Raw genomic sequence first — 14,274 nt, 5'->3', positions numbered from 1 at the left:
ACCTGCCGGCGCCTGTGCTGCGCCACAGCATCCGATGCGCGCGGCGCCATCGCCGGATGTCTCCATATCAACATCGGAGACAACGTGAGACTGATTCAATTCGAAGACCGCCAGGGCAGCCGCAAAGTCGGCATCGTGTGCGGCAAGGCCATCAACGTGGTTTCCCAGGTCGGCACCATGCATGAACTGGCCCTGCTGGCGATTGCCGAAGGCAATTCGCTGGAGCGCCAGGCGCAACTGCTCAACAGCAATACCCAGGAAGACTACGCTGCAATCCTGAAAGAAAACCGCATCCTGGCGCCGCTGGACCATGCAGACCCGGCGCACTGCCTGGTGTCCGGCACCGGCCTGACCCATCTGGGCAGCGCCTCCACGCGCGACAAGATGCACCAGAAGCTGGACGACGACGAAAGCGCAATGACCGACACCATGCGCATGTTCAAGTGGGGTCTGGAAGGCGGACGTCCGGGTCGCGGCAAGATCGGCGCACAGCCGGAGTGGTTCTACAAGGGCGACGGCGCTATCGTCGTCAATCCGGGCGCGCCCTTCCCGATGCCGGAGTTTGCCGAAGACGCCGGCGAAGAGCCTGAATTGACCGGCCTGTATATCATCGGCGACGACGGCCAGCCGCATCGCCTCGGTTTCGCTATCGGCAACGAGTTCTCGGATCACGTGGTCGAGCGCAAGAATTACCTGTACCTGGCGCACTCGAAACTGCGCTACTGTTCCTTCGGTCCGGAACTGCTGGTCGGCGAGCTGCCCGCCAATCTGGTCGGCATGAGCCGCATCCGCCGCGACGGCCGCGTGATCTGGGAGAAGGAATTCCTCTCCGGCCAGGACAACATGTGCCACGCCATCGAGAACCTGGAATACCACCATTTCAAGTACAACCAGTTCCTGCGCCCGGGCGATATCCACGTGCATTTCTTCGGCACTGCGACGCTGTCGTTTGCCGATGGCGTACGTACTCAACTGGGCGACACCTTCGAAATCAGCCTGCCTGATTTCGGCGAGCCATTGGTCAACGGCATCGCGCGCGAACAATCACGCGTTGCCATCGACGGCATCAAAATACTTTGATCGGCGGCTAGCAAGTTTCAGGAATTTAGTTTTTCACCAACAGAAAAGCGCCCATCAAGAGGCGATTGCCGATACGCTCTGCAGACCGGACATTCGATCCGCAGAGTGCATCACGATAGTGAACGGTCTTGCGTAGCGGACATTCCCGGTCCCGCGCCAGGCCCTAGCAAGGAGACCCAGCAATGCAAAAGCACTTCCATCCGGCATGCGTCCTCGCGACGCCGGCATCCCCTGTTCCATCTGCAATTCCATCCATGCTTTGGATCGCAGCCTGATTCCCCGGCTTCCTGGAATCGGTCACCGTCCCGAAGACTTCTGGAGACTTCATGCATTACACCTTTGATTTCATGAGCGTGTTCGTCAACTGGCCCCGTTTGCTCGAAGGTGCCTGGCTGACGGTACAGTTGTCCGCGCTTTCCATCGTATTGGGTTTTGTGGTCGGCACTCTGTGCGCCATCGCCTTCAAGAGCAAGAGCTGGCTGCTGCAGGCGCTGGTCAAGACTTACGTCGAGATCATCCGCAATACGCCGCTGCTGGTGCAGGTGTTCCTGGTCTATTTCGGCCTGGCGAGCATCGGCTTGCGACTGACCGCGGAAACCGCCGCCGTGATCGCGCTGACCGTCAACGTCGGCGCCTATACCGCTGAAATCATGCGCGCCGGCATCAACTCCATCCACCCCGGCCAGATCGAAGCGGCCGAATGCCTGGGCATGTCGAAGTTCCATGTCTACTGGCATGTAGTGCTGCTGCCTGCGGTGGAACGCGTCTATCCGTCGCTGACCAGCCAATTCATCCTGCTGATGCTGGCATCGAGCATCACCTCGCAGATCTCTGCCGAAGAACTGACCGCCACCGCCAACCTGGTGCAGTCGGAAACCTTCCGCAGCTTTGAAGTGTATGTGGTGATTGCCGTCGCCTATCTGGCCTTGTCCTTCCTGTTCCGCGCTGCCTTCTGGCTGGTCGGGAAGACAGCGTTTGTGCGCAAGCGCAAACTCGGCACCAATCTGTAAGGAGAGAGCGTGACCTCATTTACCTTTTTACACGTCGAATACCTGCTGCAGGCTGCGGTCTGGACCATCGTCCTGTCGCTGGTAGCGTTCGTCTTCGGTGGCGTGGCCGGCTTCGTGATCGCGCTCTGGCGCGTATCTCCCAACAAGACGCTGCGCAGCATCGCGAGCTGGTACATCCAGATCGTGCAGGGGATCCCGTTGCTGGTGATCCTGTTCGTAGCTTATTTCGGCCTGGCGATTGCGGGCTTCAAGCTGTCGCCGCTGGTAGCCGCCGGGATTTCTTTTGCGGTGTACTGCGCCGCCTTCCTTGGTGAAATCTGGCGCGGTTGCATCCAAGCCGTGCCGAAAACGCAGTGGGAAGCGTCGGAATGCCTTGGCTTCAACCGCTTCGAGCAATTGCAGAAGGTGATCCTGCCGCAGGCGTTCAAGATCGCCATTCCGCCGACCGTCGGTTTCATGGTGCAGATCGTCAAGAACACCTCGCTGGCCTCGGTGATCGGCTTCGTCGATCTGTCGCGCGCCGGCCAGATCATCAACAACTCGACTTTCCAGCCGTTCACCGTGTTCGGCTGCGTAGCCCTGATTTATTTTTGTCTCTGCTATCCGCTGTCGGCGCTGAGCAAGCACTTTGAAAGGAAATTGAATGTCAGCAATCGTTAGCATCAACAATCTGCACAAGAGCTTCGGCACGAACAAGGTGTTGAACGGCGTCTCGCTGGATGTGCAGAAGGGCCAGATGGTTGCGATCATCGGCCGCAGCGGATCGGGCAAGAGCACCTTGCTGCGTTGCCTCAACGGACTCGAACGCATCGATTCCGGCGACATCAATGTCTGCGGCCACGATATCCATCATCCGGACAAGCTCAACCTGCGCGAACTGCGCAAGCAGGTCGGCATCGTGTTCCAGAGCTACAACCTGTTCCCGCACGTGACGGTGGAGCGCAACATTACGCTGGCGCTGACGACCATTAAGAAGATGGCGACAGCAGAGGCGAAGAAAATCGCGCACAATGTGCTGACGCTGGTTGGTCTGGAGGCCAAGAAGGAAGCCTATCCGGAGCAACTCTCCGGCGGCCAGGCGCAGCGTGTGGCGATTGCCCGTTCGCTGGCGATGGCGCCGGAACTGATGCTGTTCGACGAAGTGACGTCGGCGCTCGATCCGGAACTGACCGGCGAAGTATTGAAGGTCATGGAAGACTTGTCCAAGCAAGGCATGACCATGGTGCTGGTCACGCATGAAATGGCGTTCGCGCGCAAACTGGCGGATGTGCTGGTGTTCATGCATCAGGGAAAAGTCTGGGAAATGGGACCGCCGGACGAACTGTTCACCAATCCCAAGACCGCTGAACTGGCGAAGTTCGTCAGCAGCGAGTTGTAATTTCCCGGTCCGTACAAAATAGTTTCACCACCTTGCAGTAACAATCGATATCTCAGGAGACAACATGAAAACTTTATCCAATTTCACCAAAAAAGCCGCTGCTGTCATGCTCGGCCTGGCCTGCTTCGCCCAGATCGTCCACGCTGACACGCTGGCCGACATCAAGGCGCGCAAGAAAGTGCTGATCGCCGTCGACCTCGGCGCGCCGCCGTTCGGCATGACCAACGCCAAGCTGGAACCGCAGGGTTCGGACGTGGAAACAGCACGCGCGCTGGCCAAGGACTTGGGCGTGGAACTGGAAATCGTGCAAGTCACCGGCCCGAACCGCGTGCCCTTCCTGATGACCGGCAAGGCCGACATGGTCATCGCCACGTTCAGTATCACGCCTGAACGCGCCAAGGTCATCTCCTTCACGCATCCGTACGGCGCATCGCAATTCGTTGTCGCTGCACCGAAGGGCACCGCCATCAAGAGCCTGGCCGATCTGAACGGCAAGCGCATCGCCGTCGTGCGCGGCAACATGCAGGATTCCCTGCTCACGCCGCTGGCTCCGAAGGGCGCCACCATCGTGCGCTTTGACGATGACGCCACCGTGACCGCTGCCGTCGTATCGGGCCAGGTCGACGGTCTGTGCACACCGAATGCGCTGGCTGCCGCAATCGCTCGCCAGAATCCGTCCAAGGGCCTGGAGACAAAGTTCGCGATCAAGGATATCCCTTACGCCATCGGCATCCGCCAAAACGAACCTGAACTGCAAAAATGGCTGAACGCCTGGGTCGACGCCAACACCAAGAACGGCCGCCTCGGTCAGATCTATCAGCAATGGGTCGGCGCGCCGATGCCTGACCTGGCGCAATTTGCAGCGAAGTAAGTAAGCACGCATTACGTGAGCAGCAACATGCACCACGGCCGACGCCGCTGCCTGGCAGTGCGTCGGCCGGCATGACATTCACCGCTGCCGATATTTGCCGATTTTTACCGAGATCATCATGAAACCTATTTCTCCTGTCATCCGATTGAATCCTGTCGATGATGTTGTCATTGCGCGCCGCCAGCTGATCACCGGCACCATTCTCGAAGAAGAGAACGGCCTGCGGGTCGCGGCGCTGATCCCTGCCGGGCACAAGATGGCGACACGCGCCATCGCCGCCGGCCAGCCGATCAAGCGCTACGGGCAAATCATCGGCACCGCCAGCCAAGCCATCGAGCCGGGTCAGCACGTGCACACGCACAATCTGGCCATGGCGGAGTTTTCGCGCGAGCACTCCTTCGGCGCCGACTTCAAGCCTGTCGACTATGTCGATGCGCCTGCCACCTTCCTCGGCATCAAGCGCCCGGACGGCCGCGTCGCCACGCGCAATTACATCGGCGTACTGACCTCGGTGAACTGCTCGGCTACCGCCGCGCGCGCGATTGCGGATTACTTCCGCCGCGACATCCATCCGGAAGCGTTGGCTGACTTCCCCAACATCGACGGCATTGTCGCGCTGACTCACGGCCTGGGCTGCGCGGTCGACTCGGAAGGCGAACCGCTGGCGATGCTGCGCCGTACGCTGGCTGGTTACGCCAAGCATCCGAACTTTGCGGCGGTGCTGATCGTCGGTCTCGGTTGCGAAACCAACCAGATCTCCGGCCTGCTGGAAGCGCACAACCTGAAAGAGAACGAGTACTTCCACACCTTCACGATCCAGAGCACCGGCGGCACCGCCAAGACCGTGGCGCTGGGCATCGAAAAGATCAAGAAGATGCTGCCCGCCGCCAACAACGTCAAGCGCGAACCGGTTCCGGCCAGCCATCTGACGCTGGGTCTGCAATGCGGCGGCTCGGACGGCTATTCCGGCATTACCGCCAATCCGGCGCTGGGTGCGGCGGTCGACTTGCTGGTCAGGCATGGCGGCACCGCGATCCTGTCGGAAACACCGGAAATCTACGGTGCGGAACACTTGCTGACCCGCCGCGCAGTGTCGTCGGAAGTCGGCGAGAAGCTGCTGGCGCGCATCGCCTGGTGGGAAGAATATTGCGCCAGGAACGGCGCCGAGATGAACAACAATCCGTCTGCTGGCAACAAGGCGGGCGGCCTGACGACCATCCTGGAAAAATCGCTGGGAGCCGTCGCCAAGGGCGGCACTTCCAATCTGGTGGATGTCTACAAGTATGCGGAGACGGTAACGGCCAAGGGCTTCGTCTTCATGGACACGCCAGGCTACGATCCCATCTCCGCAACCGGGCAAGTCGCCGGCGGCGCCAACATGATCTGCTTCACGACCGGCCGCGGATCGGCGTACGGCTGCGCGCCGTCGCCATCGTTGAAACTGGCGACCAACACGGCATTGTGGCAGCGCCAGGAAGAAGACATGGACATCAACTGCGGCGAGATCGCCGACGGTCTGGCCACGCCGCAGGAGATCGGCGCCAGGTTCTTCCAGATGATCCTCGACACCGCGTCGGGCAAGAAAACCAAGAGCGAATTGCATGGCTACGGCCAGGATGAATTCGTGCCCTGGCATACCGGCGTTTATACCTGATCGCCCGATCGTTTTTCCTCTTTACTGTCGCCGGCGCCGGTTTTGCCGGCGGCAGTTTTTCCATCGAGGGATTGCGACATGCTTCAAGCAATGCCGATCGCGCGTCTTGAAGCATCTCTCAACATCTCTCAGTATTTCGCAAGCATTTTCTCGCACTCATTTCAGCATTGTCCCTGACTCTCATTGGAGCACGCATGACACACGCATTCACGACGCAGGCGCATCTGCCTGAGGATCACCAGCAAGCAACGCTGGTCGGCCGCATCTGGCAACCGGGCATCGGTCCGGTTCTGGTCAAGGTGCAAGCCGACGGCGTGTATGACCTGACGACCGTCGCAGCGACTTCGAGCCAGTTGCTCGAGCTCGACAATCCCGCCATGGCGGTCGCGCAAGCCAAGGCGCCGCGCCTGGCGTCGCTGGAAGACCTGCTGGCCAACGCCGACGTCGCCACGCGCGATACTGCGCGTCCATGGCTGCTGGCGCCGATCGATCTGCAGGCGGTCAAGGCCAGCGGCGTGACGTTCGTCGCCAGCATGCTGGAGCGCGTCATCGAAGAGCAGGCGCGCGGCGACGCCGGCAAGGCAGAATCGGTACGCAAAGCGATCACGGCCGTGATCGGCGACAACCTGTCGAGCGTGGTGCCGGGTTCCGACGGCGCTGCCAAACTCAAGGAAGTGCTGCTGGAACAAGATGTCTGGTCGCAATACCTGGAAGTCGGCATCGGTCCCGACGCCGAAATCTTCACCAAGGCGCAGCCGCTGTCGTCGGTCGGCCTGGGCGATGAAGTCGGCATCCATCCGAAGTCGGTCTGGAACAATCCCGAGCCGGAAATCGTGCTGGTCGTGAACAGCCGCGGCGCCACGCTCGGCGCGACGCTCGGCAACGACGTCAACCTGCGCGACTTCGAAGGTCGCTCCGCCCTGCTGCTGGGCAAAGCCAAGGACAACAACGCTTCGTGCGCAGTCGGGCCTTTCATTCGCCTGTTCGATGCAAACTTTTCAATTGACGACGTGCGCCGTGCCGAACTTACAATGCGGGTGGATGGTACGGAAGGCTTTACGCTCAAGGGCAGCAGTTCGATGTCGATGATCAGCCGCGATCCGCTGAACCTGGTGGAACACGCCATCGGCCCGAATCACCAGTATCCCGACGGCCTGGTGCTGTTCCTTGGCACCATGTTCGCGCCGACGCAGGACCGCTTCGGACCGGGACAGGGTTTTACCCACCAGGTCGCCGACGTGGTCACGATCGCGACGCCGAAGCTGGGCGCGCTAGTGAACAAGGTCAACTTTACCGACAAAGTGACGCCATGGACATTTGGTCTGACGGCGCTGCTCAAGAATCTCGCACAACGCAAACTCATTTAAAGGAAATCACATGTCGCAATCCTCAGGACGCCTGGCCGGCAAAACCGTGCTGATCACCGCCGCCGCGCAAGGCATCGGCCGCGCGTCGGTCGAACTGTTTGCACGTGAAGGCGCACGCGTCATCGCGACCGACATCAGCAAGCAGCATCTGGATGAACTGGCCGGCATAGCCAACGTCGAAACACATCTGCTGGACGTGACCGACGACGCCGCGATCAAGACGCTGGTGGCCAAGATCGGCGCGGTCGATGTGCTGTTCAATTGCGCAGGCTACGTTGCTGCGGGCAACATCCTGGATTGCGACGACAAGGCCTGGGATTTCTCCTTCAACCTGAACGCCAAGGCCATGTTCCACACTATCCGCGCAGTGTTGCCCGGCATGCTGGCGAAGAAGTCGGGATCGATCGTCAACATCGCATCGGCCGCATCGAGCGTCAAGGGCGTGGCGAATCGCTTCGCCTACGGCGCCAGCAAGGCGGCGGTGGTCGGCCTGACCAAATCGGTTGCGGCCGACTTCGTGGCGCAAGGCGTTCGTTGCAATGCGATCTGCCCGGGCACCATCGAATCGCCGTCGTTGAATCAGCGCATCACCACCCAGGCCAAGGAAACCGGCAAGAGCGAAGCGGAAGTGCGCCAGGCTTTCGTCGGCCGTCAACCGATGGGCCGCATCGGCAAAGCCGAAGAAGTCGCAGCGCTGGCGCTGTATCTGGCATCGGAGGAGTCGGCGTTCACCACCGGTGCGATCCATATGATCGACGGCGGCTGGTCGAACTGACGACACTGACGACACTGAGCGCCGTACAAATTGATGCGGCGATGTAGTATGCTACATCGCCATGCTGATGCTCTCGCAGCCCCTGCCGATCCCGGATCACAGGGGCTGCGGTGTTTTGGGCGCCACATGTGCATCAGGTGCAGCCTTCCTCGCGCCGGTTTTTATTTGCGCTTTCAGCACTGACGGCATTGTTCATCGCACTGGAATGGGCATAATGCAGTTCTTGTTTATCTGAAACTGCCCAATCTATCCTTATGTCCTCACATCCAATTCAGATCGCTTTCGACACGCCCATGCAACTTGGCGAATGTCCGTTGTGGCACGCCCGCGAAGGGGCGCTGTACTGGATCGACATTCCCGGCCGGGCGGTGCATCGCCTGCATGAGCGCAGCAAGGCGCATCGCAGCTGGCCCATGCCCGGAGAGCCCGGCTGCATCGCCATTCATGCCGACGGCGGTTTGCTGGTGGCGTTGCGGGATGGCCTGTTCCGTCTTGATACGGACAGTGGCGACCTGATTCGATTGCATGACGCGCCTTACGACGTCAGCAAACTTCGTTTCAACGATGGCCGCTGCGATGCGATGGGACGATTCTGGGCCGGGACAATTTATGAACCGCGCGATCAGGAGCTCGGCAGCTTGTTCTGTTTCGAACGGGGAGAGTTGCGCGATGCTGTACATCCGGTGACCACCTCCAACGGCGTTGCATTCAGCACGGACGCACGCACGATGTTTCATTCGAACACGCCGGCCCACCGCATCGATATCTATGATTTCGATCTCGCCGGCGGCACGACAGGAAACAAGCGCCTGTTCAAACAATTCGATACGGACAAGACGGCGCCGGATTACGGCGGCCGCCCCGACGGCGCCGCGGTCGACAGCGAAAACACCTATTGGTGCGCGATGTTTGAGGGCGGCCGCGTGCTGCGGCTTTCTGCGGCCGGCGATATTTTGCAGGAGATCAAAGTCCCGGCGCGCTGTCCGACAATGGTTGCCTTTGGCGGAGAGGATTTGCGCACGCTCTATATCACTACCGGCAGGAATGGCCGCAGCGAAGCGGAGTTGGCGCAGTACCCTCATTCCGGCTGTGTGTTGTCTGTGCGGGTGGACGTCGCCGGTTTGCCCGAATTTGCCTATCGGGGATGACCGGTTCCGGTGCCTCGTGTCCTTGAGTTGTTCGCACGAGGGAATATGTTTTTCGCTGTCGTACGCACATCAGTTCGCGCGATCGAAAATGCATTGCCTGTTTGGCAATTAAATGACGGCGTTATGGAGCGCTCCCAGCAAAGCTGTTCAATTTCAGCGACAATCTTGGTCACGCTTGTTCCGAGACTTGCTTTCTTTTCTAGTTGTTATGAGAAAATAGCCTCAAGTGTTTGCGGATACTATTCGCTCTCAGCACAACCGATTCCATTTCGATATTCAACAATATTTACTCTAGCGAAAACTCCATGTCGATGAAAAAATTTACCTTCAAACTCACTGTCGCAGCTGTTGCCCTGATCGGCCTGCAAACCTCCAGCTATGCTGTGGATTCCGTGTCCGTGGAAGCCGGCGCCGGCTCCAAGGTTCAGATGCTCCGCCTCGGCGCACAATGGGATTGGAAGAACACAGCCTGGTGGCAATCGAACGGTACGCACATTGGCGGCTACTGGGATCTGACGGTCGCTGAATGGCACGAAAAACGTTACAACAATACCGACTCCAGCAAAAACTTCACCGATATCGGTTTCACACCGGTCTTCCGTTTCCAACGCGATGACAAGAAGGGCTTCTACGGCGAAGCCGGCATCGGCGTTCACCTGTTCTCCTCGCTGTACAACAACGACACCAAGAAGCTGTCGACAGCATTCCAGTTCGGTGACCACGTCGGCACCGGCTATGTATTTGCAAACGGCCTGGATGTCGGCCTGAAGCTGCAACACTTCTCGAACGGCGGCATCAAGCAACCAAACGGCGGCGTGAACTTCGCGGTTCTCAAGGCTGCTTACCGTTTCTGATTGTTGGAAGGGCTGTCGATTCGACAGCAAGAATTAAAAAACCGGTCGCTGACCGGTTTTTTTTCGTCTTCGCCTGGTGTCGCGAAAGTCCGGAGTGCTGGATTGCGTTCGGATCACGAGAGAAAGGGAGTCCGATCGCGCGCGGCGGACCATGTTGTTGAAGATAATCTGATTGCTTATTGCGACGAGGTGCTTGGCGAGGACTTGAAATCATGAGCGAAGATCTCGATCGAGCCCATTGAGCAGTAATTTGAAGAGGCAGTGAGCGGCATGGAGAGGGAAGACCAGAGGACGAGGCCATGCGGAAGTGGGGATTTGCCTGCGTGAGGTGGCGATTGCAGGTTGAAGTGGAGAGGTATTACGGATGCCGGCGGGTCAGATGCTCGTTCCGCGAGGGAGCAGGCGAGTGGAAGTGAGGCAGGAAGGAGAGCGCTACAAATAACGCGGACAGCAAAAAGCCCCACACCTTTCGGTATGGGGCTTGAGCTTAATTAATAGCCTGACGATGACCTACTTTCACACTGGTTGCAGCACTATCATCGGCGCGAAGTCGTTTCACGGTCCTGTTCGGGATGGGAAGGGGTGGTACCAACTTGCTATAGTCATCAGGCATAACTTGTAGTGTTGCTTGGGTCCCGTTGAAGCTGGGTTGCCAAACAACGCAATCTGGGAAGAAGTAAATATATTGGGTGTGATGCACAAGGCAAACACATAAAACTCTAAAGCTATAACAGCTAATGTTATAGGGACAAGCCGCACGGGCAATTAGTATCAGTTAGCTTAACGCATTACTGCGCTTCCACACCTGACCTATCAACGTCCTGGTCTCGAACGACCCTTTAGGGGGGTTAAACCCCCGGGAAGTCTCATCTCAAGGCGAGTTTCCCGCTTAGATGCTTTCAGCGGTTATCTCTTCCGAACTTAGCTACTCGGCAATGCCACTGGCGTGACAACCGATACACCAGAGGTTCGTCCACTCCGGTCCTCTCGTACTAGGAGCAGCCCCCTTCAAACTTCCAACGCCCACGGCAGATAGGGACCAAACTGTCTCACGACGTTTTAAACCCAGCTCACGTACCACTTTAAATGGCGAACAGCCATACCCTTGGGACCGGCTACAGCCCCAGGATGTGATGAGCCGACATCGAGGTGCCAAACTCCCCCGTCGATATGAACTCTTGGGAGGAATCAGCCTGTTATCCCCAGAGTACCTTTTATCCGTTGAGCGATGGCCCTTCCATACAGAACCACCGGATCACTATGTCCTACTTTCGTACCTGCTCGACTTGTCAGTCTCGCAGTTAAGCACGCTTATGCCATTGCACTATTAGCACGATGTCCGACCGTACCTAGCGTACCTTCGAACTCCTCCGTTACACTTTGGGAGGAGACCGCCCCAGTCAAACTGCCTACCATGCACTGTCCCCGATCCGGATAACGGACCAAGGTTAGAACCTCAAACAAACCAGGGTGGTATTTCAAGGATGGCTCCATAGAGACTGGCGTCCCTACTTCAAAGCCTCCCACCTATCCTACACAGATTGGTTCAAAGTCCAATGCAAAGCTACAGTAAAGGTTCATGGGGTCTTTCCGTCTAGCCGCGGGTAGATTGCATCATCACAAACATTTCAACTTCGCTGAGTCTCGGGAGGAGACAGTGTGGCCATCGTTACGCCATTCGTGCAGGTCGGAACTTACCCGACAAGGAATTTCGCTACCTTAGGACCGTTATAGTTACGGCCGCCGTTTACTGGGACTTCAATCAAGAGCTTGCACCCCATCATTTAATCTTCCAGCACCGGGCAGGCGTCACACCCTATACGTCCACTTTCGTGTTTGCAGAGTGCTGTGTTTTTATTAAACAGTCGCAGCCACCTTTTTATTGCAACCCGTTTGTCCTTCTGGCGCAGGCCAGTCAAACTACTAGGGCGTACCTTATCCCGAAGTTACGGTACAAATTTGCCGAGTTCCTTCTCCCGAGTTCTCTCAAGCGCCTTAGAATACTCATCTCGCCCACCTGTGTCGGTTTGCGGTACGGTCTCGTTAGACTGAAGCTTAGAGGCTTTTCTTGGAACCACTTCCGATTGCTTCGCGAACAAGTTCGCTCGTCCCATACCCTTGAATTACGCTGCCGGATTTGCCTAACAGCCTTCTCTGATACAGGAACCGGGACATCCAACACCCGGACAACCTTCCGCGATCCGTCCCCCCATCGCATCTAACGACGGTGCAGGAATATTAACCTGCTTCCCATCAGCTACGCATCTCTGCCTCGCCTTAGGGGCCGACTCACCCTGCTCCGATGAACGTTGAACAGGAAACCTTGGGCTTACGGCGTGGGGGCTTTTCACCCCCATTATCGCTACTCATGTCAGCATTCGCACTTCTGATACCTCCAGCATCCTTTACAAGACACCTTCGCAGGCTTACAGAACGCTCTCCTACCATATCAATAAATTGATATCCGCAGCTTCGGTGACTGGCTTAGCCCCGTTACATCTTCCGCGCAGGACGACTCGATCAGTGAGCTATTACGCTTTCTTTAAAGGATGGCTGCTTCTAAGCCAACCTCCTGACTGTTTTAGCCTTCCCACTTCGTTTTCCACTTAGCCAATCTTTGGGACCTTAGCTGGCGGTCTGGGTTGTTTCCCTCTTGACGCCGGACGTTAGCACCCGACGTCTGTCTCCCAAGCTCGCACTCATCGGTATTCGGAGTTTGCAATGGGTTGGTAAGTCGCGATGACCCCCTAGCCATAACAGTGCTCTACCCCCGATGGTGATACTTGAGGCACTACCTAAATAGTTTTCGGAGAGAACCAGCTATTTCCAAGTTTGTTTAGCCTTTCACCCCTACCCACAGCTCATCCCCTAATTTTTCAACATTAGTGGGTTCGGTCCTCCAGTGCGTGTTACCGCACCTTCAACCTGGCCATGAGTAGATCACTTGGTTTCGGGTCTACACCCAGCGACTGAACGCCCTATTCGGACTCGATTTCTCTACGGCTTCCCTATTCGGTTAACCTTGCCACTGAATGTAAGTCGCTGACCCATTATACAAAAGGTACGCAGTCACCCCTTACGAGGCTCCTACTGTTTGTATGCACACGGTTTCAGGATCTATTTCACTCCCCTTCCGGGGTTCTTTTCGCCTTTCCCTCACGGTACTGGTTCACTATCGGTCGATTACGAGTATTTAGCCTTGGAGGATGGTCCCCCCATGTTCAGACAGGATTTCACGTGTCCCGCCCTACTTGTCGCAAGCCTAGTTCCACACTACTGATTTCGTATAAGGGGCTATCACCCTCTATGGCCGGACTTTCCATTCCGTTCTACTATCAATGGTGCTAAATCTTGCAGGCTGGTCCCATTTCGCTCGCCACTACTTTGGGAATCTCGGTTGATTTCTTTTCCTGCAGCTACTTAGATGTTTCAGTTCGCCGCGTTCGCTTCACAGACCTATGTATTCAGTCAGTGATACCCTTGCGGGTGGGTTTCCCCATTCGGAAATCTGCGGATCAAAGCTTGTTTGCTAGCTCCCCGCAGCTTATCGCAAGCTACTACGTCCTTCATCGCCTGTAATCGCCAAGGCATCCACCATGTGCACTTATTCACTTGTCCCTATAACGTTAGCCTCTGTTCCCAGAGAGCGTTATAGAGTTTTTTGAGTTTAGCGTTTGCCGTATTGCCAAAGTAAGTCTTCTAATTGCTAAGATCACTTCGTAATACTTTGATTGATACAATCACACCCATCAACTTCTCACACAAGGACAGAAATCCTGGCGCTCGTCGTTGACGAATACTTTACTTCTTCCAGATTGTTAAAGAACAAAAACAGCTATTGATCACTAAAAGACCAAACCTAAATCCACACGCTTTTGCATGCGACTTAGGTTTGATGTTTCTGGTGGAGGTTGACGGGATCGAACCGACGACCCCCTGCTTGCAAAGCAGGTGCTCTCCCAGCTGAGCTAAACCCCCGAAACTCTTTGGTGGGTCTGGTTGGGCTCGAACCAACGACCCCCGCGTTATCAACACGGTGCTCTAACCAGCTGAGCTACAGACCCGCTTGGATCAGTAATCAGCAGTCAGCCAGCAGACTATGCCGCCGCCGCAACCGATATAACTGTTCTTCTTTAC

10 protein-coding genes, 2 tRNA genes and 2 rRNA genes are annotated in these 14,274 nt (G+C 57.1%); 10 read left to right on the top strand and 4 right to left on the bottom strand.

Features of this window, described 5'->3' with window-relative positions:
* The first annotated feature begins 84 nt into the window (after positions 1-84).
* The 10 genes from araD1 to F506_RS02005 all read left to right on the top strand — a co-directional run bounded on the left by araD1 (position 85) and on the right by F506_RS02005 (position 10,137).
* On the top strand, positions 85-1,080 hold the full coding sequence (gene araD1, locus F506_RS02050; protein WP_053195115.1) for an AraD1 family protein: 996 nt from the start codon (positions 85-87) through the stop codon (positions 1,078-1,080).
* Between the two features lie 326 nt (positions 1,081-1,406).
* A complete protein-coding gene (locus F506_RS02045; RefSeq protein ID WP_053195114.1) occupies positions 1,407-2,090 on the top strand; it encodes an amino acid ABC transporter permease in 684 nt (227 codons plus the stop codon).
* Between the two features lie 9 nt (positions 2,091-2,099).
* Positions 2,100-2,750: an amino acid ABC transporter permease gene (locus tag F506_RS02040; protein WP_053195113.1), complete on the top strand. Its 651-nt coding sequence runs from the start codon at positions 2,100-2,102 to the stop codon at positions 2,748-2,750.
* Positions 2,734-3,468, top strand: coding sequence for an amino acid ABC transporter ATP-binding protein (locus F506_RS02035; protein WP_016832902.1), 735 nt, complete (start codon positions 2,734-2,736; stop codon positions 3,466-3,468). The genes F506_RS02040 and F506_RS02035 overlap by 17 nt, the downstream gene beginning before the upstream one ends.
* A gap of 64 nt (positions 3,469-3,532) precedes the next feature.
* Positions 3,533-4,339, top strand: a complete 807-nt coding sequence (locus F506_RS02030) for a transporter substrate-binding domain-containing protein (RefSeq protein ID WP_053195112.1) — start codon at positions 3,533-3,535, stop codon at positions 4,337-4,339.
* A 118-nt stretch (positions 4,340-4,457) separates the two neighbouring features.
* Positions 4,458-5,993, top strand: coding sequence for a UxaA family hydrolase (locus tag F506_RS02025; RefSeq protein WP_053201155.1), 1,536 nt, complete (start codon positions 4,458-4,460; stop codon positions 5,991-5,993).
* Between the two features lie 194 nt (positions 5,994-6,187).
* Positions 6,188-7,360 carry a fumarylacetoacetate hydrolase family protein gene (locus F506_RS02020; protein WP_053195111.1) on the top strand — a complete coding sequence of 391 codons (1,173 nt, stop codon included), beginning with the start codon at positions 6,188-6,190 and terminating at the stop codon, positions 7,358-7,360.
* A 10-nt stretch (positions 7,361-7,370) separates the two neighbouring features.
* Entirely contained in the window at positions 7,371-8,135 is a 765-nt protein-coding gene (locus tag F506_RS02015; RefSeq protein ID WP_053195110.1) for an SDR family oxidoreductase, read from the top strand.
* Positions 8,136-8,389: 254 nt separating this feature from the next.
* Positions 8,390-9,283 carry an SMP-30/gluconolactonase/LRE family protein gene (locus tag F506_RS02010; RefSeq protein ID WP_053195109.1) on the top strand — a complete coding sequence of 298 codons (894 nt, stop codon included), beginning with the start codon at positions 8,390-8,392 and terminating at the stop codon, positions 9,281-9,283.
* Between the two features lie 305 nt (positions 9,284-9,588).
* Complete coding sequence (locus F506_RS02005; protein ID WP_053195108.1) at positions 9,589-10,137, top strand: acyloxyacyl hydrolase; 549 nt, start codon at positions 9,589-9,591, stop codon at positions 10,135-10,137.
* A 497-nt stretch (positions 10,138-10,634) separates the two neighbouring features.
* Here the strand turns inward: F506_RS02005 and rrf are convergent.
* The 4 genes from rrf to F506_RS01985 all read right to left on the bottom strand — a co-directional run bounded on the left by rrf (position 10,635) and on the right by F506_RS01985 (position 14,201).
* Positions 10,635-10,747 (bottom strand): 5S ribosomal RNA (gene rrf / locus F506_RS02000).
* A gap of 134 nt (positions 10,748-10,881) precedes the next feature.
* Positions 10,882-13,755 (bottom strand): 23S ribosomal RNA (locus F506_RS01995).
* Positions 13,756-14,039: 284 nt separating this feature from the next.
* A tRNA-Ala gene (locus F506_RS01990) sits at positions 14,040-14,115 on the bottom strand.
* A gap of 9 nt (positions 14,116-14,124) precedes the next feature.
* Positions 14,125-14,201 (bottom strand) — tRNA-Ile (locus F506_RS01985).
* Positions 14,202-14,274: the final 73 nt, after the last annotated feature.

It is taken from the genome of Herbaspirillum hiltneri N3, assembly GCF_001267925.1.
In the GTDB taxonomy this organism is placed as follows: Bacteria; Pseudomonadota; Gammaproteobacteria; order Burkholderiales; family Burkholderiaceae_D; genus Herbaspirillum; species Herbaspirillum hiltneri.
The sequence above is the reverse complement of the archived record's forward strand: the minus strand, read 5'-3'. Positions and strand labels throughout refer to the sequence as shown.